Annotated in this window: 29 protein-coding genes; 23 read left to right on the plus strand and 6 right to left on the minus strand. The window is 61.0% G+C overall.

The window, feature by feature from the left end; genetic code table 11:
• Positions 1-90 precede the first annotated feature (90 nt).
• The 9 genes from purF (at position 91) to rarD (ending at position 9209) form a co-directional block, all read left to right on the plus strand.
• Positions 91-1575, plus strand: a complete 1485-nt coding sequence (purF, locus tag GA0061101_RS00770; RefSeq protein WP_092572818.1) for an amidophosphoribosyltransferase — start codon at positions 91-93, stop codon at positions 1573-1575.
• A gap of 69 nt (positions 1576-1644) precedes the next feature.
• Entirely contained in the window at positions 1645-2385 is a 741-nt protein-coding gene (locus tag GA0061101_RS00775) for an SDR family NAD(P)-dependent oxidoreductase (RefSeq protein WP_037193938.1), read from the plus strand.
• 225 nt (positions 2386-2610) lie between these two features.
• On the plus strand, positions 2611-4002 hold the full coding sequence (gene cysS / locus GA0061101_RS00780; protein WP_092572819.1) for a cysteine--tRNA ligase: 1392 nt from the start codon (positions 2611-2613) through the stop codon (positions 4000-4002).
• Positions 3999-4478, plus strand: coding sequence for a GFA family protein (locus GA0061101_RS00785; protein ID WP_047552847.1), 480 nt, complete (start codon positions 3999-4001; stop codon positions 4476-4478). Before cysS ends, GA0061101_RS00785 begins: the two co-directional genes overlap by 4 nt.
• Positions 4475-4966 (plus strand): GFA family protein, encoded by a 492-nt coding sequence (locus GA0061101_RS00790; RefSeq protein ID WP_092572820.1) that lies wholly within the window; start codon positions 4475-4477, stop codon positions 4964-4966. Before GA0061101_RS00785 ends, GA0061101_RS00790 begins: the two co-directional genes overlap by 4 nt.
• Positions 4959-5435, plus strand: coding sequence for a GFA family protein (locus GA0061101_RS00795; protein WP_092572821.1), 477 nt, complete (start codon positions 4959-4961; stop codon positions 5433-5435). Before GA0061101_RS00790 ends, GA0061101_RS00795 begins: the two co-directional genes overlap by 8 nt.
• Positions 5432-6391 carry a prolyl aminopeptidase gene (gene pip / locus GA0061101_RS00800; RefSeq protein WP_047552841.1) on the plus strand — a complete coding sequence of 320 codons (960 nt, stop codon included), beginning with the start codon at positions 5432-5434 and terminating at the stop codon, positions 6389-6391. Before GA0061101_RS00795 ends, pip begins: the two co-directional genes overlap by 4 nt.
• 180 nt (positions 6392-6571) lie before the next feature.
• Positions 6572-8188, plus strand: a complete 1617-nt coding sequence (gene cimA / locus GA0061101_RS00805) for a citramalate synthase (RefSeq protein WP_047639167.1) — start codon at positions 6572-6574, stop codon at positions 8186-8188.
• A gap of 109 nt (positions 8189-8297) precedes the next feature.
• Positions 8298-9209 (plus strand): EamA family transporter RarD, encoded by a 912-nt coding sequence (gene rarD / locus GA0061101_RS00810; protein ID WP_037193924.1) that lies wholly within the window; start codon positions 8298-8300, stop codon positions 9207-9209.
• Positions 9210-9237: 28 nt separating this feature from the next.
• Here rarD and GA0061101_RS00815 read toward each other — a convergent pair whose 3' ends face one another.
• Positions 9238-9861 (minus strand): LOG family protein, encoded by a 624-nt coding sequence (locus tag GA0061101_RS00815; RefSeq protein ID WP_037194398.1) that lies wholly within the window; start codon positions 9859-9861, stop codon positions 9238-9240.
• 155 nt (positions 9862-10016) lie between these two features.
• Here GA0061101_RS00815 and GA0061101_RS00820 point away from each other — a divergent pair, with 155 nt between their 5' ends.
• From GA0061101_RS00820 to GA0061101_RS39240, 7 genes are all read left to right on the plus strand, one after another.
• Positions 10017-12014, plus strand: a complete 1998-nt coding sequence (locus GA0061101_RS00820; protein ID WP_092572822.1) for a LysM peptidoglycan-binding domain-containing protein — start codon at positions 10017-10019, stop codon at positions 12012-12014.
• 267 nt (positions 12015-12281) lie between these two features.
• Complete coding sequence (locus tag GA0061101_RS00825; RefSeq protein WP_092572823.1) at positions 12282-14168, plus strand: ABCB family ABC transporter ATP-binding protein/permease; 1887 nt, start codon at positions 12282-12284, stop codon at positions 14166-14168.
• 134 nt (positions 14169-14302) lie between these two features.
• The gene (locus GA0061101_RS00830; protein ID WP_092572824.1) at positions 14303-15001 is read left to right on the plus strand and encodes an acid phosphatase; all 699 of its coding nucleotides are present in this window, start codon (positions 14303-14305) and stop codon (positions 14999-15001) included.
• 200 nt (positions 15002-15201) lie between these two features.
• The gene (pyrE, locus tag GA0061101_RS00835; protein WP_092573003.1) at positions 15202-15744 is read left to right on the plus strand and encodes an orotate phosphoribosyltransferase; all 543 of its coding nucleotides are present in this window, start codon (positions 15202-15204) and stop codon (positions 15742-15744) included.
• A 201-nt stretch (positions 15745-15945) separates the two neighbouring features.
• The gene (locus GA0061101_RS00840) at positions 15946-16644 is read left to right on the plus strand and encodes a phosphatidylserine decarboxylase (RefSeq protein WP_047552826.1); all 699 of its coding nucleotides are present in this window, start codon (positions 15946-15948) and stop codon (positions 16642-16644) included.
• Positions 16645-16664: 20 nt separating this feature from the next.
• Positions 16665-17525, plus strand: coding sequence for a CDP-diacylglycerol--serine O-phosphatidyltransferase (pssA, locus tag GA0061101_RS00845; protein WP_047639164.1), 861 nt, complete (start codon positions 16665-16667; stop codon positions 17523-17525).
• Between the two features lie 326 nt (positions 17526-17851).
• Positions 17852-17992 (plus strand): hypothetical protein, encoded by a 141-nt coding sequence (locus GA0061101_RS39240; RefSeq protein ID WP_167669519.1) that lies wholly within the window; start codon positions 17852-17854, stop codon positions 17990-17992.
• A 77-nt stretch (positions 17993-18069) separates the two neighbouring features.
• Here GA0061101_RS39240 and GA0061101_RS00850 read toward each other — a convergent pair whose 3' ends face one another.
• The gene (locus GA0061101_RS00850) at positions 18070-18834 is read right to left on the minus strand and encodes an SOS response-associated peptidase (protein ID WP_092572825.1); all 765 of its coding nucleotides are present in this window, start codon (positions 18832-18834) and stop codon (positions 18070-18072) included.
• Between the two features lie 43 nt (positions 18835-18877).
• On the minus strand, positions 18878-19198 hold the full coding sequence (locus GA0061101_RS00855; RefSeq protein WP_047639162.1) for a YnfA family protein: 321 nt from the start codon (positions 19196-19198) through the stop codon (positions 18878-18880).
• Between the two features lie 139 nt (positions 19199-19337).
• On the opposite strand from GA0061101_RS00855, the gene GA0061101_RS00860 reads away from it, so the two are divergent.
• The 7 genes from GA0061101_RS00860 to GA0061101_RS00890 all read left to right on the plus strand — a co-directional run bounded on the left by GA0061101_RS00860 (position 19338) and on the right by GA0061101_RS00890 (position 23474).
• A complete protein-coding gene (locus GA0061101_RS00860; protein ID WP_092572826.1) occupies positions 19338-19775 on the plus strand; it encodes an NUDIX hydrolase in 438 nt (145 codons plus the stop codon).
• Positions 19776-19827: 52 nt separating this feature from the next.
• Complete coding sequence (locus tag GA0061101_RS00865; RefSeq protein WP_425349986.1) at positions 19828-20283, plus strand: TIGR02301 family protein; 456 nt, start codon at positions 19828-19830, stop codon at positions 20281-20283.
• Positions 20284-20387: 104 nt separating this feature from the next.
• Positions 20388-20645, plus strand: coding sequence for a hypothetical protein (locus tag GA0061101_RS00870; RefSeq protein WP_034507811.1), 258 nt, complete (start codon positions 20388-20390; stop codon positions 20643-20645).
• A 16-nt stretch (positions 20646-20661) separates the two neighbouring features.
• Positions 20662-21417, plus strand: a complete 756-nt coding sequence (locus GA0061101_RS00875; protein WP_092572827.1) for a hypothetical protein — start codon at positions 20662-20664, stop codon at positions 21415-21417.
• 73 nt (positions 21418-21490) lie between these two features.
• On the plus strand, positions 21491-22330 hold the full coding sequence (ygfZ, locus tag GA0061101_RS00880; protein ID WP_037193898.1) for a CAF17-like 4Fe-4S cluster assembly/insertion protein YgfZ: 840 nt from the start codon (positions 21491-21493) through the stop codon (positions 22328-22330).
• Positions 22327-22944, plus strand: coding sequence for a YfbR-like 5'-deoxynucleotidase (locus tag GA0061101_RS00885; protein WP_037193896.1), 618 nt, complete (start codon positions 22327-22329; stop codon positions 22942-22944). The genes ygfZ and GA0061101_RS00885 overlap by 4 nt, the downstream gene beginning before the upstream one ends.
• Positions 22941-23474: a tyrosine phosphatase family protein gene (locus GA0061101_RS00890; protein WP_092572828.1), complete on the plus strand. Its 534-nt coding sequence runs from the start codon at positions 22941-22943 to the stop codon at positions 23472-23474. Before GA0061101_RS00885 ends, GA0061101_RS00890 begins: the two co-directional genes overlap by 4 nt.
• A gap of 60 nt (positions 23475-23534) precedes the next feature.
• Here GA0061101_RS00890 and GA0061101_RS00895 read toward each other — a convergent pair whose 3' ends face one another.
• The 3 genes from GA0061101_RS00895 to GA0061101_RS00905 all read right to left on the minus strand — a co-directional run bounded on the left by GA0061101_RS00895 (position 23535) and on the right by GA0061101_RS00905 (position 25408).
• The gene (locus GA0061101_RS00895) at positions 23535-24203 is read right to left on the minus strand and encodes an EF-hand domain-containing protein (protein ID WP_092572829.1); all 669 of its coding nucleotides are present in this window, start codon (positions 24201-24203) and stop codon (positions 23535-23537) included.
• A 232-nt stretch (positions 24204-24435) separates the two neighbouring features.
• Positions 24436-24942 carry a superoxide dismutase family protein gene (locus tag GA0061101_RS00900; protein ID WP_037193888.1) on the minus strand — a complete coding sequence of 169 codons (507 nt, stop codon included), beginning with the start codon at positions 24940-24942 and terminating at the stop codon, positions 24436-24438.
• Positions 24943-25084: 142 nt separating this feature from the next.
• Complete coding sequence (locus GA0061101_RS00905; RefSeq protein ID WP_037193886.1) at positions 25085-25408, minus strand: hypothetical protein; 324 nt, start codon at positions 25406-25408, stop codon at positions 25085-25087.
• Positions 25409-25453 lie beyond the last annotated feature (45 nt).

Here is a 25453-nt window from a genome sequence, read left to right on the forward strand (position 1 = left end):
GATGTATTTTCCGGCCGGATTTTCAGCTATTGTAGTATCCAGTCGTGACGCCGCCCGATCCGCCCACGTTGAGAGCAAAGGCCCGCAGCCATGAACCATTCCCTTTCCATCGAGAATGATATCGACGGCGACACGCTGCACGAGGAATGCGGCGTATTCGGCATTCTGGGACACCCCGACGCGGCAACGCTGACGGCGCTCGGCCTGCATGCCCTGCAACATCGCGGCCAGGAAGCCGCCGGCATCGTCTCCTTCGACGGCCAGCGCTTTCATTCGGAGCGGCGGATGGGTCTCGTCGGCGATCACTATACCGATCCTGCCACGCTTGCCCGCCTGCCCGGCGACCGCTCGATGGGCCATGTGCGTTATTCGACGACGGGCGAAACCATCCTTCGCAACGTGCAGCCGCTGTTCGCCGAGCTGGAAGTCGGCGGCATCGCGATCGCTCACAACGGCAATTTCACCAACGGCCTGACCATGCGCCGGCAGTTGATCGCCGACGGTGCGATCTTTCAGGCTACGTCAGACACCGAAGTCGTCCTCCATCTCATTGCCCGCTCCAAGCAGGCCTCCTCCTCCGACCGCTTCATCGATGCGATCCGCCAGATGGAAGGCGGCTATTCGATGCTCGCCATGACGCGCACCAAATTGATCGCGGCGCGCGACCCGATCGGCATCCGGCCGCTTGTTATGGGCGAGCTCGACGGCAAGCCGATCTTCTGTTCGGAAACCTGTGCCCTCGACATCATCGGCGCCAAATACGTCCGCGACATCGAAAACGGCGAAGTCGTCATCTGCGAGATCCAGCCGGATGGCTCGATCACCATCGATGCACGCAAGCCGGAAGTTTCCAAGCCCGAGCGACTCTGCCTGTTCGAATATGTCTACTTTGCCCGTCCCGATTCCGTGGTCGGCGGCCGCAACGTCTATGTCACCCGCCGGAACATGGGCATCAACCTTGCCAGGGAGGCCCCCGTCGAGGCCGATGTCGTCGTTCCCGTGCCGGATGGCGGCACGCCGGCGGCTATCGGGTACGCGCAGGAAAGCGGCATCCCCTTCGAGCTCGGCATCATCCGCAACCACTATGTCGGCCGCACCTTCATCGAGCCGACACAGCAGATCCGCGCTTTCGGCGTCAAGCTCAAGCACTCCGCCAATCGCGCCATCATCGAGGGCAAGCGCGTCATTCTCGTGGATGATTCCATCGTGCGCGGCACGACCTCGGTCAAGATCGTGCAGATGATCCGCGAGGCTGGCGCCCGCGAAGTGCATATCCGCGTCGCCAGCCCGATGATCTTTTATCCGGACTTCTACGGCATCGATACGCCGGACGCTGAAAAGCTGCTTGCCAACCAGTATGGCAGCCTGAAGGCCATGTGCGATTTCATCGGCGCCGATTCCCTTGAATTCCTGTCGATTGATGGACTCTACAGATCCGTCGGCGGCGAGCCGCGCGACAATGCGCAGCCGCAGTTCACCGATCACTATTTCACCGGTGACTATCCGACGCGCCTGCTCGACCGGGAAAGCACAAGCAACGTGCGCAAGCTCTCCATGCTTGCCAGCAACGGCTGACCCCCGGTAACGGCTGACAAGGGGCGTTTCTTGCCCCTTTCCTCCCCATAGCATTCGGATCAAGACAGCATGAGCGTCAACCTCAAGGACAAGATCGCCCTCGTTACCGGCGCGTCGCGCGGTATCGGCTATTTTACGGCACTGGAACTCGCCAAGGCTGGCGCGCATGTGATCGCCTGCGCCCGCACGGTCGGCGGACTTGAGGAGCTGGACGACGCCATCAAGGCCGCCGGTGGGTCTGCGACGCTCGTGCCTTTCGACCTCGCCGACATGAACGCCATCGATGCGCTCGGCGGGTCGATCTTCGAACGCTGGGGCAAGCTCGATATCCTCGTCGCCAATGCCGGGGTGCTCGGCGTGATCTCGCCGATCGGCCATATCGAGGCGAAAGTCTTCGAGAAGGTGATGACCGTCAACGTCACAGCCACCTGGCGGCTGATCCGCTCCGTCGAACCGCTGCTGATGCGCTCCGATGCGGGACGCGCCGTTATCCTGTCGTCGGCCGCCGCCCATCGCTGCAGGCCGTTCTGGGGCGCCTATTCCGCATCCAAGGCTGCTGTCGAGGCACTGGCGCGGACCTGGGCCGGCGAAACCCAGAGCACGCCGCTGCGCATCACCAGCGTCGATCCGGGCGCGACCCGCACCGCTATGCGCGCCCAGGCCATGCCCGGCGAAGATCCGGATACGCTGCCGCATCCCCGCGACGTCGCCAAGGCGATCTTGCCGCTTACCGCAGCCGATGTCATCGAAACCGGCAAGCTCTTCGTCGTGCGCGAGAACAAGCTCGTCGACTACCGGATGCCGGAGTAAAAAAGAACTTCTCCCCGTACGGGAGAGGCTCCCTCCCCACTTGACCAAATTCATCCGGCGCGCGATAAAGCCTGCCATGAAAACGGTTATCTGCATTATCTGCCGGAAAATTATTCACTAGCGTTTCGCTGGTCTGGCCGTTTTCGTCTCCCAAAATCCAAGATGACAAACGTTCCGGCCGGCCGGTGACGATTTTTTTCGGATCTATGCCTTTGGGAGAGTGAAATGGGCGCCGCGCCGCAACTGAAATTCTACAACACGCTGACACGCGAAAAAGTCGATTTCCAGCCGATCGACCGCGAGAACGTCCGCATGTATGTCTGCGGCCCCACGGTCTATGACTTCGCCCATATCGGCAATGCCCGCCCCGCCATCGTCTTCGATGTGCTGTTCCGGCTGCTGCGGCAGGTTTATGGCGAGAGCCACGTGACCTACGTGCGCAACATCACCGATGTTGACGACAAGATCAACGCACGGGCGCTACGCGACCATCCCGGCCTGCCGCTCAACGAGGCGATCCGCCTGGTGACGGAAAAGACCGAGACGCAGTATTTTCAGGATACGACCGCGCTCGGCTGCCTGGAGCCGACCGTGCAGCCGCGGGCGACTGACAACATCGCCCAGATGATCGATATCATCGAGAAGCTGATTGCAAGAGGCCACGCCTATCAGGCGGCCGGCGAAGTGCTGTTCGACACCAAGTCGATGGCCGATTACGGTCAGCTTTCGAAGCGCAATCTAGATGAGCAGCAGGCGGGTGCCCGCATCGCTGTCGACGAACACAAGAAAAGCCCCGGCGATTTCGTGCTGTGGAAGCTCTCCGACGCGAACGAGCCCGGCTGGGAAAGCCCCTGGGGCCGTGGCCGTCCGGGCTGGCACATCGAGTGCTCGGCCATGAGCGGGCGCTATCTTGGCGATGTCTTCGACATTCATGGCGGCGGGCTGGATCTGATCTTCCCGCATCACGAGAACGAAATTGCCCAGTCGTGTTGCGCGCACGGCACGCATACGATGGCGAACGTCTGGATGCATAACGGCTTCCTGCAGGTCGAAGGCCGCAAGATGTCGAAATCGGAAGGCAACTTCGTCACCATCCATGAGCTGTTGCAGACGGAAAAACTCGGCGGCCGGACCTGGCCGGGCGAAGTGCTGAGGCTCGCCATGCTGATGACGCATTACCGAGAGCCGATCGACTTTTCCGTCAAACGTCTGGAGGAAGCCGAGCGGCTGATCGCCAAATGGCCGGCAGCGGATGCCAGCGGTACAGCACCTGATGCGACGGTTCTCGCCCCCCTTGCCGACGACCTCAACACCGTCGCCGCCGTTCAGGCGCTGCATGCTTTGGCCCAAGCCGCCAATGCCGATGCGAGCCTCCTGCCTGTCTTTGCAGCGAGCGCCGCCCTTCTCGGCCTGCTACCGAAGAAGGCGGAAGTCGATGAAGCCGTCGCTTCCGAGATCGATGCCAAGGTGCGGCAGCGGTTGGAACTGCTGAAGGCGAAGAATTTCGCCGAAGCGGATAGGATCCGTGACGACCTTCTGGCAAGGGGCATCCAGCTGAAGGACGGTAAGGATCCAGCAACGGGCGAGCGCATCACGACTTGGGAGGTCAAGCGGTGAGTGCAACCTACACCGGTGGATGCCAATGCGGTGCGGTTCGCTTCCGGGTGCGGGGCGAACTGAAGGATGCATCGATCTGTCATTGCCGCATGTGTCAGAAAGCCTTCGGCGCCTATTACGCGCCGCTGGTCTCGACGCGCGGCGCGGAGCTGACTTGGACACGCGGGGAACGGAAAACGTTCCAGTCTTCCAACTACGTCAAGCGCGGCTTCTGCGGGGACTGCGGCACACCGCTGACCTATGAGGCGCCGGATGGCGTGGCGGTGGCGGCGGGCGCCTTCGACGATCCCTCGCAGCTGCCGCCCGTCGTGCAATACGGAACGGAAGCCAAGATCGATTTCGTCGACCGGCTGCATCTGCTGCCGGGCCATCGGACGGAAGAAGACGCAGAGCAGGCGCCCTTCGTGCTGGAGCTTGTGTCGTACCAGCACCCGGACCACGATACGGCGGCATGGCCAGCGGAGACCGGTCAATGACGATGACTGCGGGATATAGCGGTGGATGCCAATGCGGCGCGGTTCGCTATCGCACCGCCGGCGCGCTCGGCTATCCGCATCTCTGCCATTGCCGCATGTGCCAGAAATCATCGGGCAACTACGCCCTCCCGTTGGGCAGCGCCCAACGCGCCGACTTCGAGCTGACGCGCGGCGAACCTTCATGGTTTCATTCGTCCGATCTCGTGCGCCGTGGCTTTTGCGGCACCTGCGGCACGCCTTTGTTCTATGATATTCCGGGTACGGCTTTCATCAATGTCACGCTTAGCTCGCTGGATGAGCCGACGGCGGTCCAGCCTGTCGCGCAATCGAACCTTGCGGCAAAGATGCCCTGGTTCCATGCGCTGGATGTGCTGCCGATGGAACCGGATGAAGATGGCTCCGATCGCGCTTCGTCGATCCGGCTATCCAACCATCAACATCCCGATCACGATACCTCAACCTGGCCCCAGGAGAAGCGCCATGACTGAAGTCACCAGAAGCGGAGGATGCCAATGCGGCGCGGTGCGGTTTCGCATTCGCGGAGAGCTCGGTCGCCCGTCGATCTGCCATTGCCGCATGTGCCAGAAGCAGTTCGGCAGCTTCTTTTCCGCTCTTGTCACGGCACCGAACGATGGTCTTGAATGGACGCGTGGCGAGCCGACCTATTTCCAATCTTCCGTCAACATCGATCGCGGCTTCTGCAGGAATTGCGGCACGCCGATGACCTATCGCCATCCTGGTGGCCTGGAGATTGCCATCGGCGCCTTCGACGAGCGCGATGATCTCGCGCCGCAGATCCAGGTGAACTATGCCTCGCGCCTGCCCTGGGTAGAGACCATCTTCGAAAAACCCGTGCTCCAGGATCCTGATTTCTATGCCCAGCAGGAGCGGATCATTTCCTTCCAGCATCCCGATCACGATACGGACGTCTGGCCGGCCGGGGGACTGAAAATATGACGGAGATCCTGCGGACGTTCTATCCGGAAATCGAACCCTATGCCTCCGGCCATCTCGATGTCGGCGATGGGCATGTCATCTACTGGGAGCGTGTGGGAACGCCCGGCGCCAAGCCGGCGGTCTTTCTGCATGGCGGTCCGGGCGGCGGCATCTCGCCGAGCCATCGCCGCGTGTTCGATCCGGCGCTTTACGACGTGACCCTGTTCGACCAGCGAGGCTGCGGACGGTCGACGCCGCATGCCGGCCTCGAAGCCAACACGACCTGGCATCTGGTTGATGATATCGAGCGGCTTCGCGAAATGGCCGGCGTGGAGAAATGGCTTGTTTTCGGCGGTTCCTGGGGCTCGACGCTGGCGCTCGCCTATTCAGAAACGCATCCGGAACGCGTTTCGGAACTGGTCGTGCGCGGCATCTACACCCTGACGAGAGCCGAGCTCGACTGGTATTATCAGTTCGGGGTCTCGGAGATGTTTCCGGACAAGTGGGAGCGCTTCGTGGCGCCGATCCCGCCGGACGAGCGCCATGAGATGATGGCGGCCTACCACCGCCTGCTGACGCATCCCGACAAGGCAGCCCGCCTGGAGGCCGCCAAGGCATGGTCGATCTGGGAAGGCGAAACGATCACGCTGCTGCCGGAACCGTCCGTCAGCGTGCAGTTCGAGGACGCGGAATATGCGCATGCATTCGCGCGCATCGAGAACCACTTCTTCGTCAATGCCGGCTGGCTGGAAGAAGGTCAGCTCCTGCGCGATGCGCACAAACTGAAGGACATTCCCGGCGTCATCGTTCATGGCCGTTACGACATGCCCTGTCCGGCGAGATATGCCTGGGCGCTGCACAAGGCCTGGCCGAAGGCGGAGTTTCATCTGATCGAGGGCGCGGGCCATGCCTCGTCCGAGCCGGGTATCCTGGATCAGTTGATCCGTGCGACGGATAAGTTTGCCGGGAAAGTGTAATGCCAAGTAAGGCCCCTCACCCTGGCCCTCTCCCCGCACGCGGGGAGAGGGAACGACCTCCAAACCCCTTCGCCCCGTGTAAACGGGGAGAAGGTGGACTCGAACGGTTTGGCAAAGCGGAACCGAGAGAGGACGGATGAGGGGCACCCACCATCAAACCGGTTCGCCGGAGGAAACAGTATGACACGCGAAAAAATCTATCTCTTCGACACGACGCTCCGCGATGGCCAGCAGACGCCCGGCATCGATTTCTCCGTCGAGGATAAGATTGCCATTGCAACCATGCTGGACGAGTTCGGCCTGGACTACGTCGAGGGCGGCTATCCCGGCGCCAATCCGACCGATACGGCCTTCTTCGACGAGAAGCGCACGAAATCGGCCTCTTTCGTCGCCTTCGGCATGACCAAGCGCGCCGGCATTTCTGCCTCCAACGATCCCGGTCTTGCCAGCCTCTTGCAGGCGAAGGCGGACGCGATCTGTTTCGTGGCCAAGAGCTGGGACTATCACGTCAAGGTGGCGCTCGGCTGTACCAACGAGGAAAATCTCGAAAGCATCGCCGAAAGCGTCAACGCTGCCGTCAACGCCGGCAAGGAAGCCCTTGTTGACTGCGAGCACTTCTTCGACGGCTACAAGGCCAATCCGACCTATGCACTCGCTTGCGCCAAGACCGCCTATGAGGCGGGTGCGCGCTGGGTGGTGCTCTGCGACACCAATGGCGGCTCGCAGCCGCCGGAAATCCGCGCCATCGTCGAAGCCGTCATCGCCTGTGGCGTTCCGGGGCACTGTCTTGGTATCCATGCCCATAACGACACCGGTCAGGCGGTTGCCAATTCGCTTGCCGCCGTCGAGGCCGGCGTGCGGCAGATCCAGGGCACGCTGAACGGTATCGGCGAGCGCTGCGGCAACGCCAATCTGATCACATTGATCCCGACGCTGGCGCTGAAGCGGGCCTATAGCGAGCGATTTGAAACGACGATCGATGCCGAGCGGCTCGTCGGGCTCACCAGTCTTTCGCACGCCTTCGATGAGTTGCTGAATCGCTCGCCGGACCACCAGGCTCCCTATGTCGGTGCCTCCGCCTTTGCCACCAAGGCCGGCATCCATGCCTCGGCCCTGCTCAAGGATCCGCGAACCTACGAACATGTGCCGCCGGAAAGCGTCGGCAATTTCCGTAAGGTCATGGTTTCCGACCAGGGCGGCAAGTCGAACTTCATCAACGCGCTCAAGCGGCGAGGCATCGAAGTCGGTAAGGACGACCCCAAGCTCGACCAGCTGATCCAGATCGTCAAGGAACGGGAAGCCACGGGCTACGCTTACGAAGGCGCCGATGCCAGCTTCGAGCTGCTGGCGCGCCGCACGCTCGGCACCATTCCGGAGTTCTTCGCGATCGACGGCTTCCGCGTGATGGTCGAGCGTCGCTTCGATTCCCACGGCCGGGTGAAGATCGTCTCGGAAGCGGTGGTCAAGATCATCATCGACGGCCAGACCATCATGTCGGTCGCCGAAGGCGATGGCCCGGTCAACGCGCTCGACCTGGCGCTGCGCAAGAATTTCGGCAAATACCAGCACGAGATCGATGATCTGGAACTGGCCGACTTCAAGGTGCGTATCCTCAATGGCGGCACGGAGGCCGTGACCCGCGTCCTGATCGAATCCACCGACAGCGACGGCGTGCGCTGGTGGACGGTCGGCGTTTCGGAAAACATCATCGACGCCTCGTTCCAGGCGCTGATGGATTCCGTCATCTACAAGCTGATGAAGAACCGTCATATGGCGGGCAGAATCGCGGCGGAGTGATCCGCCGCCTATCAAAAACCTTGACGATGCCGTCAAGGAAATGAATTAGCCACGTCACCCGCATTGGAGTAATCCCGTCTCAAAGAACAGAATATGGCGGGAAACATTCATGGCCACCGATACGGTCGCCCCTGAGATCAAGAACGAAGACAGTGCACGCGGGTTCGGCTTCGTGCTGACGGCCTACCTCATGTGGGGCGTTCTGCCGCTCTACATGAAGGCGCTCGGGCACATCCCGGCGATGGAGGTCATCGCTCACCGTATCCTCTGGTCCATTCCCGTCGCGGGCGCAGTGCTATTGGCGCTCGGCCGCATGGGCGACGTCAAGGCGGCGCTCAGCAATCCGCGCACGGTCGCGATGGCGTCGCTGACCGCGACGCTTGTGACCATCAACTGGGGGACCTATGTCTGGGCGATCGGCGCCGGTCATTCGCTCGATGCGGCGCTCGGCTACTTCATCAACCCGCTGTTCAGCATCGCGCTCGGCTCATTGCTTCTGAAGGAAAAGATGGCGCCGGCGCAGATCGTCGCGATCGGACTGGCTGCGGCAGCCGTCGTCATCCTCACCATCAAGGCGGGAACCCTGCCCTGGGTCGCGTTAACGCTGACCTTCTCCTGGGGTTTCTACGGCTTCTTCCGCAAAACGCTGCCGGTTGGCGCCAATCAGGGCTTCTTCCTCGAAGTGCTGCTTCTCTGCATCCCGGCGACGCTCTACATCGTCTATCTGGAGGCGCGCGGCGAAGGCCATCTCTATCGAACGGGCCTTACCGATACCGCGCTGCTGCTTGGATGCGGCCTGATCACCGCCCTGCCGTTGATGATCTTTGCGAACGGCGCGAAGCTCCTCAAGTTGTCCACCGTCGGAATCATGCAATACATCGTGCCGACGATGGTTTTCCTGATTGCCGTCTTCCTGTTCAAGGAACCCTTCGGGACGACACAGATGATCGCCTTCTCGCTGATCTGGGCCGGCCTGGCGCTTTACAGCTGGTCGATGTTGAGGCGGAGCCGCACGCGCTGACGGAATTGGCGGCTGTTACTGGCGCCCTTCAGAGCTTGGAAATGACCGCCTCTTCACCGCCGCGGTCGCCTTGCGTTTCAGCAGCGTGCTTGCGGATGGCCGGAATGATGTCGGCGATCTTGTCGATGACCAGCGGCTGGACACGATGGGCGGTGTGAACGAAGCCCTCCTCCGTCATGTGGCGGATGAGCTCCATCATCGGATCCCAGAAACCATTGATATTGGCGAAAACCATCGGCTTTTCATGACGGCCGAGCTGGCCCCAGGTCATGATCTCGACGATCTCCTCCAAAGTGCCGATACCGCCAGGCAGCGCCACGAAGGCGTCGGCGCGCTCGAACATGCCATGTTTGCGCGCATGCATGTCTGGCGTTATGATGAGTTCGTCCAGTTGGCCGAGCGAATGGCGCGTCGCTTCCATGTCGACCAGAAATTCCGGAATGATGCCCGTGACCTGACCGCCGTGCGAGAGCACACCGCTTGCGACAGCGCCCATGATGCCCTTCGTTCCGCCGCCATAGATCAGGCGCAGGCCGTTCTCGGCTATGCTTTTGCCCAGCTCGCGGCCGGCAGCCATGTAGGAAGAATCGCGCCCCGGCCTTGAGCCGCAATAAACGCAAATGGATCGAATTGGCGCAGAATCGTCGGTCATGGATGCAAACAACTATGCTGCAAATGCTCAGTCAAGATTTTTCGAAGGAAAACTTGTGCCCGGACACGCGAAAATGGCTTAGAAAGCTTGTAAAAACAGGCGAAATCGCTAGCAATTTCAGGAGTTGCGACGACTTCGCCGCCTGGAGATAAATAATGATGAAGAACCGTGCCGGTTGGCTGGCTCTGTTGGTGCTGATAATTGCGACCATACTGATGGTCTTTTTCGTGATGCCGCGCATCAACGGGGACAAGAAGCCGATAGGCGATGCGGTCAATCAGGCCAGCAACACGGTGAAGAATACGATCGAGGATAGTGCGCAAAAGGCTGCCGAGACAGCTCAGTCGACACAGAATGCGGTGTCGAACGCCGCCAACACGGCCGATCTCGCCAAAAAGCTTACCGATCTGACGGGTGCCGCGACAGCGTCGCTTGCCGACCTCAAGGCGCTGTTCAAGGATGGCACGACGCCGAGCCAGGATATTTTCGCAGCCGCGAAGACGAAGGCGATCACGGCGCTTCAGTCGATCGTCGCTTTTGCGCTTCCCGCCGGCACGGATCAGACGGCAACCGGCCTCGTCACAAAGGTACAGGATGGCGCGAACAAGGCGCTCGCCATTGTCCAGTCGCTTCCCGACAACGCGGCCGAGGCCAGCGCTGCAATCGACAAGGCATTGGCGGCGCTGACCGGCGGCGCTGCACCAACGACCGAGGCAGCGACGAAATCCCTGGTCCCGTCGTTCGACGTGCTGCGCGTAGAACCCGATGGATCCACCGTCATCGCCGGCTCGGCCGAGCCGAACGCCAAGCTGGAGATCGTCGATGGCGAAAAGGTCGTGACCACGACCAATGTCGGCCCCAGCGGCGACTTTGCCGCGGTACTCGACAATCCGTTGCCGCCCGGCGATCACGAGCTGGTGCTGCGCGCGACCGGCAAGGACGGCAAGCCCGTCAACTCCGAGGAAGTGGCCACCGTTTCAGTCCCGAAGGATGATTCGACACAGCTTCTCGCCATGGTGTCGAAGCCGGGCACGGCCAGCCGTATCATCACGGCTCCCTCGGCCAAGCAGGGCCGCGTGACGGCCGCCGAGCAGAATGCGCCGACAGCCAATGCTCAGGGCAATGCATCCGACGCCAAGCCGCAACAGGACGGCAGCGCCGTGGCATCCGCCAACCCCGCTGCCGGCACGCCTGCGACGACGGATGGGCAGCCGGATGTCCTGGTCAACGCCGTGGAAATCGAAAACGACCATATCTTCGTTGCCGGCACCACGAAGCCCCACGCCAAGGTGCGCGCCTATGCCGACGACAAGTTGATCGGAGAGATCGCGGCCGGTGGCGACGGGCATTTCGTCGTCGATGGCGTGATGCCGCTCGCTGTCGGCGACCACAAGATTCGCGTCGACGTGCTCGACAGCGCAGGCAAGGTAGTTGTGCGCACCAGCGTCAATTTCACCCGCCCCGAAGGCAATCAGGTGACCGTTGCCGCGCAGACGCAGTCGGTGGCCGCCGCGATGGTGCCGCTCGACGAGGGAGAGCTTGCCAAGCTCAGAGAAGGTGCCGGCAAGGCTTTCGCACTGTTGAAGGGCCTATTTACTGACGGCAAGCAGCCGAATGTGGAACAGCTTGCCGCTGCACGCTCCGGCACGGAGATCGCGCTGAAGTCGCTTTCGGAATTCCGGCCGGCCATTGGCGCCAGCGCGGACCTGAAGAAGGCTGCTGCCGACGCTTCGGCCGCCGCCCTCAAGGCGCTTGCCGTATTGCAGGCTCTTCCGAAGGATCCGAAGTCGGTCGGCGATGGGCTACCCAATCTCGAACACATGATCGCGGCCATCACCGCGCCGGCACAGACGGCACCGGCCCAGCCGAATACGGAGGTCTCGTCGAACGAGAGCGGTCCGAAGACACTGGAGCAGGCTCCGCTCTCGCAGGATGCCAACGCCGTCATCATCCGTCGCGGCGATACGCTGTGGCAAATATCACGCCGTATCTATGGCGCCGGCGTGCGCTACACGACGATCTATCTGGCCAACGAGGACAAGATCAACAATCCGGACCGAATCCTTCCCGGACAGGTCTTCGGCCTTCCGAAGGACGCGCTTCCCAACGCCGAAGAGCTTCATCGCAAGCGGCTTTCGGGCGAGCATCTCTAGAGCAATTCCAGGAAACGTGCGCAGCGGTTTTCCGTCCGGAACTGCGTAAAAACAATAGCCTGGAGCTCCCTCGACAAGGTCATGCATCGGCCAGGCGCGATCAACGCCTGGCCGATGCTTTTACGCGGCATAAAAATAGTATAAGCGTCGCGCAACCCTCATCGCCTTCGCGTGACGGCCGCGCTTTTGCATGCGAAGGCAATCCCAGCCGGGCCGCCCCAGTGGTCGTCAACGTCCGGCTGCCTCGATTATTCGCCGGAGACGGACATGGCAGACCGCAAGAAAACCATATCGGCGGATTCCAGCAATCCATTGAATACGATCATCAATCTCTGGCCCTATATGTGGCCGGCCGGACGCATGGACCTGAAGATGCGTGTCGTCTGGGCGACCGTCTTCCTGTTGGTCTCGAAATTCTTCCTGCTGCTGGTTCCCTATTTCTTCAAATGGTCCGTCGACGCCTTGAACGGCAAGCTCGACATGCAGGGCATCCTGCCGGCCTTCATGGTCGGCGCCATCGCACTCATCGTCGCCACGAACGCTACACGTCTCATACAGCTGGGCCTCAACCAGCTTCGCGATGCGCTGTTTGCAAGCGTCGGCCAGTATGCGGTTCGCCAGCTCGCCTACCGGACCTTCGTGCACATACACGAACTGTCGCTACGCTTCCATCTGGAGCGCAAGACAGGCGGCCTTTCGCGCGTCATCGAGCGCGGCACCAAGGGCATCGAAACCATCGTCCGCTTCACCATCCTCAATACGTTTCCGACATTCATCGAATTCCTGCTGACCGCCATCATCTTCTGGCGCGGCTACGGCTTTTCCTATCTCGCCGTGACGGCGGTCACGGTCTGGCTCTACATCTGGTTCACCGTCAAGGCGAGCGACTGGCGCATTTCCATCCGCCGCACGATGAACGACAGCGACACGGACGCCAATACGAAGGCGATCGATTCGCTTCTGAATTTCGAGACCGTCAAGTATTTCGGCAACGAGGAGATGGAGGCCAGGCGTTTCGATCAGTCGATGGCGAAGTATGAAAAGGCCGCGACGGGCGTCTGGACATCGCTCGGCTGGCTGAACTTCGGCCAGGGCGTGATCTTCGGCCTCGGCTCGACGGTCATGATGGTCATCTCCGGCTTGTCCGTTCTCAACGGGCACCAGACCGTCGGCGACTTCGTCTTTATCAATGCCATGCTACTGCAGCTTTCCGTGCCGTTGAATTTCATCGGTTTCGTGTACCGCGAAATCCGCCAGGGCCTGACTGATATCGAGGAAATGTTCGACCTGCTGGAGGTCAAGCCCGAGGTGACAGACGCTGACGACGCAAAGGATCTGATTATCGGCAACGGCGCCATCTCGTTCAAGGATGTGCATTTCGCATACGATGCTGCCCGACCGATCCTGAAGGGCATTTCCTTCGAGGTGCCCGCCGGCAAGACAGTCGCCGTGGTCGGTCCGTCGGGCGCGGGAAAATCGACCCTGTCGCGCCTTCTCTACCGCTTCTACGACGTGCAAAGCGGCACGATCACCATCGACGGCCAGGACCTGCGCACGGTGACGCAGAAGAGCCTGCGCAAAGTGATCGGCATGGTGCCGCAGGACACGGTGCTTTTCAACGACACCATCGCCTACAACATCCGCTACGGTCGGCCGGGCGCGAGCGACGCAGAGGCGGCGGCGGCGACGGAGATCGCCCAAATCGGCGATTTCATCCGCCATCTGCCCGACGGCTTCGAGACGAAGGTCGGAGAGCGTGGCCTCAAACTGTCAGGGGGAGAGAAGCAGCGCGTCGCGATTGCCCGTACCGTTCTAAAAGCGCCGCCGGTACTGATCCTCGACGAGGCGACCTCGGCGCTGGACACGACGACCGAGCGCGAGATCCAGGCGGCCCTCGATGTCGTTTCGAAGAACCGCACCACGCTGGTCATCGCCCATCGCCTTTCGACCGTGATCGGCGCTGACGAGATCATCGTGCTGAAAAGCGGCGTGATCGCCGAGCGCGGCACGCATGCGGACCTGCTCTCCCAGAATGGGCTCTACGCCTCCATGTGGAACCGTCAACGCGAGGCCACGCAGGCAGAGGAGCTTCTGAAGCAGGTGCGCGAAAACGACGACCTGGGCGTGGTCAACCGGCTGGCGCCGGCAAGCTGAGCGGAGGCGCGGCATACTGCTGCTCCGAGGGGTCACCCCAGGCAATATCGCGCAGAAATATTACACAGGGCAGCTGTCACGAGGTTGAGACGACAGCTTGCTAGGTACGGTTCTCACTTTCAAGGGAGCCCCAAATGCGTAATTTTGCCAAAGTTTTAACACTGCTGCTCGTTGTCGGCGTTACCTCGCCGGTTTTCGCCGAGGATGCCAAGCCGTTCACGGATGCCAAGGAGATCAATCTCCTCAATCTGCTGCCGCCGCCGCCCGCCAATGATTCGGCGCAGATGAAGGCCGAGCTGGGCGAAATCCTGACCATCCAGGTTACCCGCACACCGGAAATGGCGGCACGCGCCGTGGCCGATGCGGAAGAGAATGTCTGGCGCTTCTCCGATGTCATCGACAATCCGAAGTTCACCAAGGAGAATCTGCCGAAATTCTCCGCATTCTTCGATCGCATCGTCGAGACGGAAGGCGCCGTCGTCGATCCGGCCAAGGATGTCTGGAAGCGCCCGCGTCCGCATCTCTACAGCGATCTCGTCAAGCCGATCGTACCGCTCTCCAAGTCCGGCTCCTATCCGTCCGGCCACACCACGGTCGGCACGCTGATGGGCATCGTGCTCTCGAACATGGTGCCGGAGAAGCGTGCTGTCATCATGGCCCGCGCCTGGGAATACGGCCATAACCGCATCGTCGGCGGCATTCACTATGCAACCGATATCGAAGCCGGCCGCATCGCCGGCACCGTCATCGCCGAAACCATCATGACGCATGACGACTACAAGAGCGAATACGAGGGCGCCAAGGCGGAACTGCGCGCCGCTCTCGGCCTCTGATCCCTACTTCACGACAGCATCGCATCCCCAAGCCGCCCGATCGTCTCCGGCGGCTTGCCTTTTGCGCATACCGAGCCTGGCGCATATTTGCCCCTTCCCGCCACCAGCACTTCCCGCCACGACTGCTAAAATTATGCGGTTTACGGTCGGATGATTTCGCGCGTATACGCGAGAAGCTTTGCGATATGGGAGGTTCGATGATGACTGATGGGGTAATTTACACGAAAGGCGAACTCGCCCGGTGTATTGCCGAAGTGGCAAGCCTGCAGGGTGAATTCACACTCCGTTCGGGTCAGATCTCCAACCGGTATTTCGACAAGTATCGCTTCGAAGGCACACCTTCTCTTCTAAAGCCGCTGGCCCGCGCCATGGCTGAGCTCATCCCGGCCGAAACCGAGATTCTGGCGGGCCTGGAACTGGGCGGCATTCCGCTTGTAACAGCAATCTCGCTCGAGATCGGCCTCCCCGCAGCGTTTGTTCGCAAGGAAGCGAAGACCTATGGGACATGCCGGGCAATCGAGGGACAGAATGTTTCGGGTCGCCGCGTCACTTTCATCGAGGATGTGATTACGACGGGCGGCGCAGTGAAAGACGCCTATCACCTGGCGCTTGGCGAGCATGCACACATCCTTGCCGTCGTCTGCGCCATCTGGCGTGGGGATGGCGCGCCGACAATCCAAGGCCTTCCAGAACTCTCTGTCCTTCCAGTCTTTACGAAGGCGGATCTGGAAAACGCCAGGTAGTGGAGGCCGCAGAAGAGAGCGGGATTGCATTGGGGGCGAGCGTGCGAGAGCATTGCTCATGACGGCATTTGCCTGTAGTCACCGTCGACTGGTAATCAGAGCAAGACCGCTTATCTTGTTCTCATCTTTTGACCGGCATCATCTCGTTCCGCAACCGGGGTTCGGTTTTCACGAGGGTGCCTTTAACGGAGTAGGCTGTAGATGAGCTTGTTGAACAGCGTGCGCAACGTCATCGTTCCGGTGCATAAGGAAGGTTATCCCTTCGTTGCAGGTTTCTTCGTCGCGTCGCTGGTGCTCGGCTGGATTTTCAAGCCGCTCTTCTGGATCGGCCTGATCCTGACGCTCTGGTGCGCCTATTTCTTCCGCGATCCCGAGCGCATGACGCCCCAGGACGACGATCTCGCCGTATCGCCGGCCGACGGCAAGGTTTCCGGCGTGCAGATGGTCACACCGCCGGCTGAGCTCAACCTTGGCACCGAGCCGATGCTGCGTGTCTCGATCTTCATGAACGTCTTCGACTGCCACGTGAACCGTTCGCCGATGCGCGGGCGCATCACCAACATCGCCTATCGCCAGGGCAGCTTCCTCAATGCGGAACTGGACAAGGCCAGCGAGCAGAACGAGCGAAACGGCCTCGTCATCGAAACGAAACACGGCGAAATCGGTGTCGTGCAGATCGCCGGTCTCGTCGCCCGCCGCATCCTTTGTTTCGTGAACCCGAACGAGCCGCTGGACGCAGGCGAGCGCATCGGCCTGATCCGCTTCGGCTCACGCCTCGACGTCTTCCTGCCCGAGGGTGCTTCGCCGCGCGTGGCCGTCGGCCAAAGGGCGATCGCCGGCGAAACCGTGATTGCCGAATTCGGCTCGCCCAAGGGCCCGACCGTTAGCCGTCGCAGCTGAGCCCCAGAGAAACGAACGAAATGAAGACGCCTTTTCCGCCTTTCGAGCCGCATGGATCCAATGACGAAGCGCGCGGGCCGCGCCTGCGGGAAATTCCCCTGCGGCTGATCGTGCCGAACATGATCACCGTGCTGGCGATCTGCGCGGGACTGACGGGTATCCGCCTCGCTTTCGAAAACCGCTACGAGCTTGCCGTGGTCGCCGTGCTGGTTGCGGCCTTCCTCGACGGCGTGGACGGACGTGTGGCACGTCTGATGAAGGCAACTTCAAAATTCGGCGCACAGATGGATTCGCTGGCCGATATCGTCAACTTCGGTGTTGCGCCGGCGCTGGTCGTCTATGTCTTTCTGCTCGATCAGGCCCACTCGCTCGGCTGGATCGCCGCCTTGATCTACGCCATCGCCGCCGCCTTGCGGCTCGCTCGCTTCAACGTCATGACCGAGCGCGAACACAAGGCGTCCTGGCAATCGGAATATTTCGTCGGCGTCCCCGCGCCTGCCGGCGCCATGCTGGTGCTGCTGCCCGTCTATCTCGGCTTCCTCGGTCTGACGCCGGACAGGACTTTCGCCTATTGGGGCGCCGCCTACACCGTGCTCATCGGCTTTCTGCTGGTCAGCCGCCTGCCCGTCTGGTCCGGCAAGACGGAAGGCAGCCGCATCCGGCGCGACCTCGTATTGCCGATCATGCTCGCCCTTGTCGTCTATGTGGCGCTGTTGATGAGCTATACATGGCATGTCATGGTCGTGACCGTCATCGTCTACCTGCTGTCCCTGCCACTCGGTGCACGTTCCTGGGCGAAGAAATACGGCACCTACACCATCAACGGACCGGGCGACCCCGACGTCGACGATTCCAACGACGATATCGGCCGGCATATTTAGCCGGCACGCGAGGCATGCCGAGGCCGGTGCTCCCGTGACGCCATCGTGCGCAACCGCAAGTTTGTAAGCTCCCCTTAGCAATCAAGAGAGCCAGAACAGCCACCGGGCGGTATTGGGGGTACGCGCAGCCGGGCCTTTTAACGCAATATTAGCATCTCATCAGGATGGATTTCACACGAAGATTCGATGCTAATCTCGCGAAATGTGGTCATTGTTTACAAAAGCTGATTGGAAAACGCCTTCGATTTGTCATGATTTACGACGAGATAGCGATACACGACAGTGAATCGGAAAATGCTCCGGGGAGCATTGGTGAGGAGTTAATCATGACGCAGAAGAAAGACGAAGCGGCACAACCGCAGGCAAAGATCGATCCCAGCATGCTGTATCGGCCGCTCGGCCTGAAAGCCGTTCTTGCGGCCCATCTGATGCTGAAGTCCAAGCCTCTCAAGAAGAAAATCGCCTGAGGTCGACAATCGCCGGCCGGCTGCCAAACTGCATGGCTCGGCGACATATCCCGACACCGGTCGCCGAATGGAGGCCGTCAGAGAAGGCTTAGCTGGCCATCCTCGGGATCCGTTTTCTTCGGCGGCTTTTTCACGGGCTCGACCGTTACCGGCGTCTGCAGGTCCGGCCCCATGTTGGCGACCTTGTTAACCCGATCCGAAACCGGAATAGCTTCGAAAAAATCCTCCTGAACCGGTGTCATCAGATCGAGGACATCTCGCGGCTCCTGCGTCTTGCAATCGAGCCAGCGGGCAAAATCCTCCGGCTTGATGACCACGGGCATGCGATCATGGATCGGGCGCATGGCGCTATTTGCCGCGGTCGTCAGAATGGCACCAGTATCCACTTCCGAGCCGTCGGCCGACGACCAGGTTTCCATCAGCCCGGCAAAGGCGATGACGCCGCCCGCGCGCGGCCGGATCCAATAGGCCTGCGACTTCTCACCGCTTTCCTTGGACGGGCGATGCCATTCGTAAAAGCCCGACGCCGGAACGAGGATGCGGCGGTGGCGCATGGCGGCGCGGAAGGATGCCTTGCCGATTGCCGTTTCGGCGCGCGCATTGATCAGAAGCGGAAACTCCTTCGGGTCCTTCACCCAGCCGGGCATGAAGCCCCAGCGCACCAAAAGGGCGCGGCGATCCGGCAGATTGCTGCCGGGCTGCTGCCTCTCACCGGATATGACGACGAGGATCGGCTGTGTCGGGGCGATATTGTAACGCGCCGGAAAATCGTCGCGCAGCAGGACACCCAGCGCCTCGCCCACATAGTCCGCCGTCGATGTCAAAGCAAAGCGTCCGCACATGGGGCTTGTTTTGCACCCGGAAAGCGCCGGGTCAAGCAGAAGGTCAGCCGCGTGGACCGAAGAGAATGATCGCCGCACCGGCAAGACAGATGGCTGCGCCGGAAATATCCCAGCGGTCCGGCAGCCGCCCCTCCGCCAGCCAGAGCCACAGGATGGAAGCAACGATATAGACACCGCCATAGGCTGCGAAGGTACGCCCGGCGGCCTCGCTCGGCACCAGTGCCAGCAGCCACGCAAAGAGTGCCAACGACACAAGACCCGGCGCAAGCCACCAGATCGGCTTTGCCAATCGCAGCCATGCCCAGAAGGCGAAACAGCCGGCAATTTCGGCCAAGGCCGCGAGAGCATACAGTCCGTAGATCATTCCCATGGTCGCCCGCACATTCGGCGCATACGAATCGCCGCCCCTGTCGGCAGCGAGTTAAAGGGCTTTCCCGGAGGACAGCAAGGCTCGGTTCCTGTAGAGATGTAGACGTCTCATCATGCGAATATGAAACGATCCCGTGACGTCCTTTCCCCGCCCCGCCTCCTCCGCCATCCTCGAACGCGACGGCCGATTCCTGCTTGTCCTGCGCAGCAACCCGCCATCTGCCGACATGTATGCTTTTCCGGGCGGCAGGGCCGAAGACGGCGAAACGCCGGCGGAAGCGGCCCTGCGCGAATTCAAGGAAGAGACAGGCATAAGCGCACGCAATCCTCGCCTGTTCGAAACCTATGATCTGCGCTCCCATGCGGCAGACGGAACGCTGACGAGCCATTTCCTGCTGTCGGTCTTCCTCGTCGATGCCGACAGGGATGCCATTGCGGAAGCCGCCGACGATGCCGCAGCCATCGGCTGGTATTCGCTGGAGGAGGTCCGAACCTTGCCGGTTCCGGCCAGCGTGCTCGAATGCGTGGAAAGGATTGCGGCGACTGGTACGCAGCCCCAGCCGCAATATTAACGATGCGAGGCAATAACGGGTTGGAAAGCGCATGCTATGCCTTGTTCACGTCATGCTTGTCCGCTCAACTGAATACATGATTCACAACCGTCTTGGCCGACCGCTTCTGATTTGCTTTGTGCTCGCCGCCGCGCTTCCGGCCGCGGCGCAACCTGTCGCGAACGCGCCACAGGCACAGACGCCCGACACCGCAGTCGCCGAACGACCCACGCCCTATGATGTCCAACTGTCCCGGCTCGCCGAAATCCTCGGCTCGATCGATTATTTGCGCAATCTTTGCGCAGCATCGGAAGACGGATGGCGGGGAGATATGCAGCAGCTGCTTGACACCGAAACCAAGGGCGAGCCGAAAAGGAAGGAAAAATTGACCGCCGCGTTCAACCGTGGGTATAGGTCCTTTGCATCGGTTTACACGAATTGCACGCCGCAGGCGCTCGTTGCCGAGGAGCGATACCGTAACGAAGGTGCAACACTGGCGACAGAAATCACCGCCCGCTTTGGAAATTAACGATTTATTAACCCCTTTTCGCACCCAGCCGTGTCGTTTTAGGAAAAGGCTGATAAAGTTGTTAAGCAAGTGGTAAGGACATGAACGTCTCGAGGAAAGAATCAATGGAAACCAGCCTGAACGAAATCGACGACATGATCGTCCATGAAAAAATGCAGGCAGCGCTGGAATACCAGAACGAGGCTTGGGCTGACGGCATGGCTGATGGTATCGAGCCCGAGATCATCGCCGACGCCGCCATCGCGCATGCCATTCGCGAGACCATCCGCATACAGGGTGAGCAGGGCGCGGAAGCCTTGCTCGAATCGCTTCGGGAACGCATGCTCGCTGGGGAATTCTCTCCGAACCGTACCCTGCAATAGTAACCAGAGATTGTTCATGCATATGTTTCCGGGCAATGAGTGTCGCCGTTCCATTGCCTCGTTTGCAGCCGTAACCATGATTGCCGGTTCCGTTGCCTTGCCGTTGCCGGCACTAGCCTTCTCGCAGCTCAATCCACCAGCTTCCCAACCGAACGCTCCAGGCGCCTCCGCTCAGCAGAAGAACCAGAAACCTGTCGAGCAAGCACTGGAAGCGCCGTCCACTACGCTCCCGACGCCGGATCCGCTGGTCAACAAGCAAGCCGACCAGGGCAATGGCGATGCAGCAAGCGCAAACAAGTCGGTCGAGTTCCTCTTCGACATCAACAAGGCGCCGGAGCCGGTGCGAAAGCTCCGTGAGGCGATCGTGGAGGCGGCGGCCTCAGGCGATCTCGAGCGCTTGCGCCCGCTGATGAATATCGGTGGCGGTCTCAAGCAGACCCAGGTCACCGCCGACGACCCCGGCGAGGATCCGATCAAGACCCTGCACGACCTTTCGGGCGATCCAGACGGCATCGAAATCCTGTCCATCCTCCTCGACATCATGTCGACCGGCTTTGCCCATGTCGGCCAGGGTACGCCGGACGAAATCTATGTCTGGCCCTACTTCGCGCAGAAAGACATGAAGACGCTCTCCACCCCGGAAAAGGTCGACCTGATGCGCATCGTCACGGCGGGCGACTACGCCGATATGCTGGAATTCGGCGGCTACAATTTCTATCGAGTCGGCATCACGCCGGACGGCAAGTGGAAATTTTTCACGTCGGGCGAATGATCCAGTCGGAGAACTTGCGGTTCGCGGTCGAAGGCCCTACCTCTGGATCATAGCCCAAATCAGCGGATCCATCATGCCAGCCGTATTCCTGAGAGACCGTTCCTTCATCCGCGTCGCCGGCGCCGAGGCGGAACCGTTCCTGCACAATCTCATCACCACCGATCTCGTCTCGCTCGGCGCCGACGAAGCGCGCCCCGGCGCGCTGCTGACGCCGCAGGGCAAGATTCTGTTCGACTTCATGATCTGGCGAGATGGCTCCGGCTTTCTGCTCGAGACAGACACGGCACAGCGCGATGGCCTTCTGAAGCGGCTCACCATGTACCGGCTGCGCGCCAAGGTCGATTTCGGCGTCGAAGATATTCAAGGCGTTACCGTCGCCTGGGCGGACAAGGCAACGGACGGCCCCAAGGATAGCCGCTTCGCCAAGGCAGGCATCACGCTGACGCGCACATCAGGCCAACATGGGGACGATGCCGAGACGCTTTATGACGCGCTGCGCATCGCCAACGGCGTTGCCGTTTCCGGCCGCGATTTCGCATTGCAGGACGCGTTTCCGCACGATGTGCTGCTGGACCTCAACGGTGGCCTGGGCTTCCGCAAGGGCTGCTATGTCGGCCAGGAGGTGGTCTCCCGCATGCAGCATCGCGGCACGGCGCGCAGGCGCGTCGTCATCGTGAGCGGCAATGCCGACCTGCCCGCCTCCGGCACGGAACTCACCGTCGGCAGCAAGCCTGTGGGCACGCTCGGTTCGACCGCAGGCAGCAAGGGTCTTGCCATCGTCCGCATCGACCGCGCGGGCGAAGCCATGGCAGCAGGAACACCCATCCGGGCTGATGATACCGACGTCTCGGTATCGCTGCCTGCTTGGTCCGGCCTCTCCTTCCCTTCCCAGGCCGACGAGGCTTCGGCATGACATCGGCCAAGACTGCGCGCGCCTGGCAGCGCATGCTATCGGGACGGAGGCTCGACCTGCTCGATCCGTCGCCGCTCGACGTCGAGATCAGCGATATCGCCCATGGGCTTGCCCGCGTTGCGCGCTGGAACGGCCAGACCTATGGCGATCATGCCTTTTCAGTAGCGCAGCACAGCCTCGTCGTCGAAGCGATCTTTCGTCATCTGAACCCGGCGACGCCGGACGAATTGCTGGCGGCGCTGCTGCATGACGCACCGGAATATGTCATCGGCGATATGATCTCGCCGTTCAAGTCGGTGGTCGGCGGCGACTACAAGGCGGTGGAGAAACGGCTCGAAGCGGCGATCTATCGTCGTTTTGCCCTGCCCCCGCATTGCGCGCCGCAGCTGAAGGAAAAGATCAAGAAGGCCGATACGGTCTCGGCCTATTTCGAGGCGACACTGCTTGCCGGCTTCACGCCGGAGGAGGCGCGCAAGTTCTTCGGTCAACCCCGCGACATCACCCGCGAGATGCTGCCGATCGAACCCATGCCGGCAATCGAGGCGCAGCGGCTGTTCCTAAGGCGCTTCGAGGCGATCGAGGCCGAGCGCACGTCGATGAGGATCGGTGCGTGACGACGATCGTCGTATCGCCGCTGGCACGCATCGCCGAAATGGCCGTTCGCCATCATGCGCGCGAAATGATCAGCCTGATGGCCAAGGAGCATGCCTTTCACCGCCCGGCCGTCATCAAGGCGGAACGTCATCTGCTGCTCAACATGAACGATATCAGCTTTGCCGGCACCGGCGATCTCATCGCCCCGCAGGAGGCGCATGTTCGCGCCATCATCGATTTTGCAGCGGAATGGGATCGCGCGGCGCCCTTGCTGATCCATTGCTGGATGGGTGTATCGCGTTCGCCAGCCGCGGCGCTGATCGCGGCCCTCGCCGTTCATCCGGAAGAGGACGATCTGGCGCTCGTCCGCCGCCTGCGCTCGGCCTCCCCTTATGCGACACCAAATGCCCGGCTGATCGCCATCGGTGACGACATGCTCGGGCGCAAGGGCCGGCTGGTCGCGGCGGTCAAGGAGATCGGACGCGGCGCAGATGCCGATGGCAACGCGGCTTTCATCCTGCCATTGGCTGTGCACAGCGACATTCTATGAAAGAACGGAGACTGCGCTTGCGCAGCCTCCGTCCGTATCGCAACAATCCATCCCGATGGATCAGGCCGCAGCGCTGCCCGTCTGGTCAAGATCATACTGGCCGTAGGTATTCTGATAGAGATTCATCGACGATTGCATTTCGGCAAGGAAGTTATCCAGCGCGTTATTCTTGGCAGTCGTGGCTAAGCTCGTTGCGCTGCTGCCGCTGGACGTCGGCTCCAGGGACAGCATGTCGGCGGCAGAAGCGTCCAGGGGCTTGAGGACATCGAGGCCTTCGGCGAACTGATCCTTCGACAGCGAGCCAGAGCCTTGCGTATCAATGCTCTTGAAGAGGTTCTGGGCGTCGCTTTCGCTCATGTCCTTCGGTCGCCCGGCAACGAACTCGTCCGCCGAAACCTTGCCATCCTTATTGGTGTCGAGGCTGGCAAACAGCTGGTCCATGGGCGATTGGCTGGATGAGCCGCCAGTGGACGAAGCCGTGCTCGACTGGCTGGCGCCTGTCTGCTGCATCTGCAGCAGCATGGATGCCAGATTGCCGGAGAAAACATCGGTCGCGCTCGGATCGCTGCTGCTGCCATTATCCTCGTCGCTGAGGACGCTTGCCGACAGGAGACCGGATTGTGCCGCCTCCTGCAATTCCTGGGCGTCCACAATGCCGTCCTGGTTCTTATCAAGGGGACTGTACGAGGCAGCCGTCATGCTGCTTCCAACTGAAGAAACTCCACTCATCCAAATCTCCTAAAGCAAACGCCATCGGCGTGTTCGGTTACCCCCCGGCACACTTATTCATCTGCGGATAGAATAGGTCGATTTGGTCGCGTGATTAAAGATATGTGTTAATTGATCATTAACCTCAATTGACAGCTACCGAATCATATCGCCAATGGGCCTTGGCGCGGCGAAGACAACCTTTGCTACACACCGGCAGCATAAAGGGTCCGAATCACCCTGACCGCCTCATCTATTGAATGACAGCACATGCGAGGCGCTTGCCGGCACCACCAACCGGCTGACTGCGGTAATCATCCGAGTCGGCATGGATCATCAGCGTCCGGCCGCGAATGCCATTCTTGCCGTTCAATGACACCATGCCGTTGAACACCTGGGCGTGCAGCTTGCCGTCCTGATCGACATATTGGTTGGGCATATCGCCCGCATGCGGTCCCTTGGCGGCAAGGAAACCATGCTCGGCCTTGGTGGGATTGAAATGGCCGCCTGCGGACTCGAATCCGTGCGTGTGATCGCAGCGGCTGCTTTCATGAATGTGGAAAGCCACCCAGCGATTGGACGGCAGGCCGGACACCTCCATCTCGATCAGCACGCCCGCCTTGCCTTCGGTCAGCGTTGCCCGCCCCGCCTGCTTGCCATCGAGACCGACAAAATCGGCCGTCGCCGTTCCCTGGCTCTGCGCTGCGGCGGGCAAGGCCGCGGCGAGAGTGAGAATTGCAGCGATCATCATCCGTTTCATGGAACAGTTCTCCCTTGCGTGTCGGTATCTAACGCTTGGCGGAGACGAGTGTTCCGAGGAGGGGAAATGCGGCTGCATCAAATAGATAAGGCGGCCCGCCGGCATATCCGGCTGGCCGCCAAAACACTGCAGCGGACATCTATCAGGCGGCTATGCCGCTGACGTCGTACTGGCCATAGGTGTTGTTGTAGGCATCCATCGGTGACAGAAGGTCCACGCCAGACGCAATATTGGATTGCGGCGACGTGGCCGTGGATGCCGCATCGGCGCTCGGCAGTTGCATCAGCTTTGCGATGAGGCCACCCAATGCGCTGGCGGAGCTATCAGTATTGGCTTCGAGAATGCCTGGACGCTCGCCGGCTTCAAGCTCCGTACGACTGAGGACGCCGTCACCATTGGCATCGAGACGCGAAAGCGTGCCGCGATACGGATAGGAGCTGCTGGATATGGAAGAAACATGGGACATACAAACCTCCTGAGGTAGGAGCCGCCTCATGCGACATCGTTTGTA

The organism is Martinezella lusitana, from assembly GCF_900094565.1.
Lineage (GTDB): Bacteria > Pseudomonadota > Alphaproteobacteria > Rhizobiales > Rhizobiaceae > Rhizobium > Rhizobium lusitanum.

Coding starts and splice junctions, on each gene's coding strand:
- GA0061101_RS00875 (WP_092572827.1), top strand. CDS start 20,662: ATGCATATGTTTCCGGGCAATGAGTGTCGCCGTTCCATTGCCTCGTTT.
- GA0061101_RS00865 (WP_425349986.1), top strand. CDS start 19,828: ATGCTTGTCCGCTCAACTGAATACATGATTCACAACCGTCTTGGCCGA.
- GA0061101_RS00825 (WP_092572823.1), top strand. CDS start 12,282: ATGGCAGACCGCAAGAAAACCATATCGGCGGATTCCAGCAATCCATTG.
- GA0061101_RS00795 (WP_092572821.1), top strand. CDS start 4,959: ATGACTGAAGTCACCAGAAGCGGAGGATGCCAATGCGGCGCGGTGCGG.
- GA0061101_RS00820 (WP_092572822.1), top strand. CDS start 10,017: ATGATGAAGAACCGTGCCGGTTGGCTGGCTCTGTTGGTGCTGATAATT.
- GA0061101_RS00905 (WP_037193886.1), bottom strand. CDS start 25,408: ATGTCCCATGTTTCTTCCATATCCAGCAGCTCCTATCCGTATCGCGGC.
- pssA (WP_047639164.1), top strand. CDS start 16,665: ATGAAGACGCCTTTTCCGCCTTTCGAGCCGCATGGATCCAATGACGAA.
- ygfZ (WP_037193898.1), top strand. CDS start 21,491: ATGCCAGCCGTATTCCTGAGAGACCGTTCCTTCATCCGCGTCGCCGGC.
- GA0061101_RS00840 (WP_047552826.1), top strand. CDS start 15,946: ATGAGCTTGTTGAACAGCGTGCGCAACGTCATCGTTCCGGTGCATAAG.
- GA0061101_RS00790 (WP_092572820.1), top strand. CDS start 4,475: ATGACGATGACTGCGGGATATAGCGGTGGATGCCAATGCGGCGCGGTT.
- GA0061101_RS00870 (WP_034507811.1), top strand. CDS start 20,388: ATGGAAACCAGCCTGAACGAAATCGACGACATGATCGTCCATGAAAAA.
- GA0061101_RS00855 (WP_047639162.1), bottom strand. CDS start 19,198: ATGATCTACGGACTGTATGCTCTCGCGGCCTTGGCCGAAATTGCCGGC.
- GA0061101_RS00885 (WP_037193896.1), top strand. CDS start 22,327: ATGACATCGGCCAAGACTGCGCGCGCCTGGCAGCGCATGCTATCGGGA.
- rarD (WP_037193924.1), top strand. CDS start 8,298: ATGGCCACCGATACGGTCGCCCCTGAGATCAAGAACGAAGACAGTGCA.
- GA0061101_RS00775 (WP_037193938.1), top strand. CDS start 1,645: ATGAGCGTCAACCTCAAGGACAAGATCGCCCTCGTTACCGGCGCGTCG.
- cimA (WP_047639167.1), top strand. CDS start 6,572: ATGACACGCGAAAAAATCTATCTCTTCGACACGACGCTCCGCGATGGC.
- GA0061101_RS00850 (WP_092572825.1), bottom strand. CDS start 18,834: ATGTGCGGACGCTTTGCTTTGACATCGACGGCGGACTATGTGGGCGAG.
- GA0061101_RS00900 (WP_037193888.1), bottom strand. CDS start 24,942: ATGAAACGGATGATGATCGCTGCAATTCTCACTCTCGCCGCGGCCTTG.
- pyrE (WP_092573003.1), top strand. CDS start 15,202: ATGACTGATGGGGTAATTTACACGAAAGGCGAACTCGCCCGGTGTATT.
- GA0061101_RS00815 (WP_037194398.1), bottom strand. CDS start 9,861: ATGACCGACGATTCTGCGCCAATTCGATCCATTTGCGTTTATTGCGGC.
- purF (WP_092572818.1), top strand. CDS start 91: ATGAACCATTCCCTTTCCATCGAGAATGATATCGACGGCGACACGCTG.
- GA0061101_RS00830 (WP_092572824.1), top strand. CDS start 14,303: ATGCGTAATTTTGCCAAAGTTTTAACACTGCTGCTCGTTGTCGGCGTT.
- pip (WP_047552841.1), top strand. CDS start 5,432: ATGACGGAGATCCTGCGGACGTTCTATCCGGAAATCGAACCCTATGCC.
- GA0061101_RS39240 (WP_167669519.1), top strand. CDS start 17,852: ATGACGCAGAAGAAAGACGAAGCGGCACAACCGCAGGCAAAGATCGAT.
- GA0061101_RS00895 (WP_092572829.1), bottom strand. CDS start 24,203: ATGAGTGGAGTTTCTTCAGTTGGAAGCAGCATGACGGCTGCCTCGTAC.
- cysS (WP_092572819.1), top strand. CDS start 2,611: ATGGGCGCCGCGCCGCAACTGAAATTCTACAACACGCTGACACGCGAA.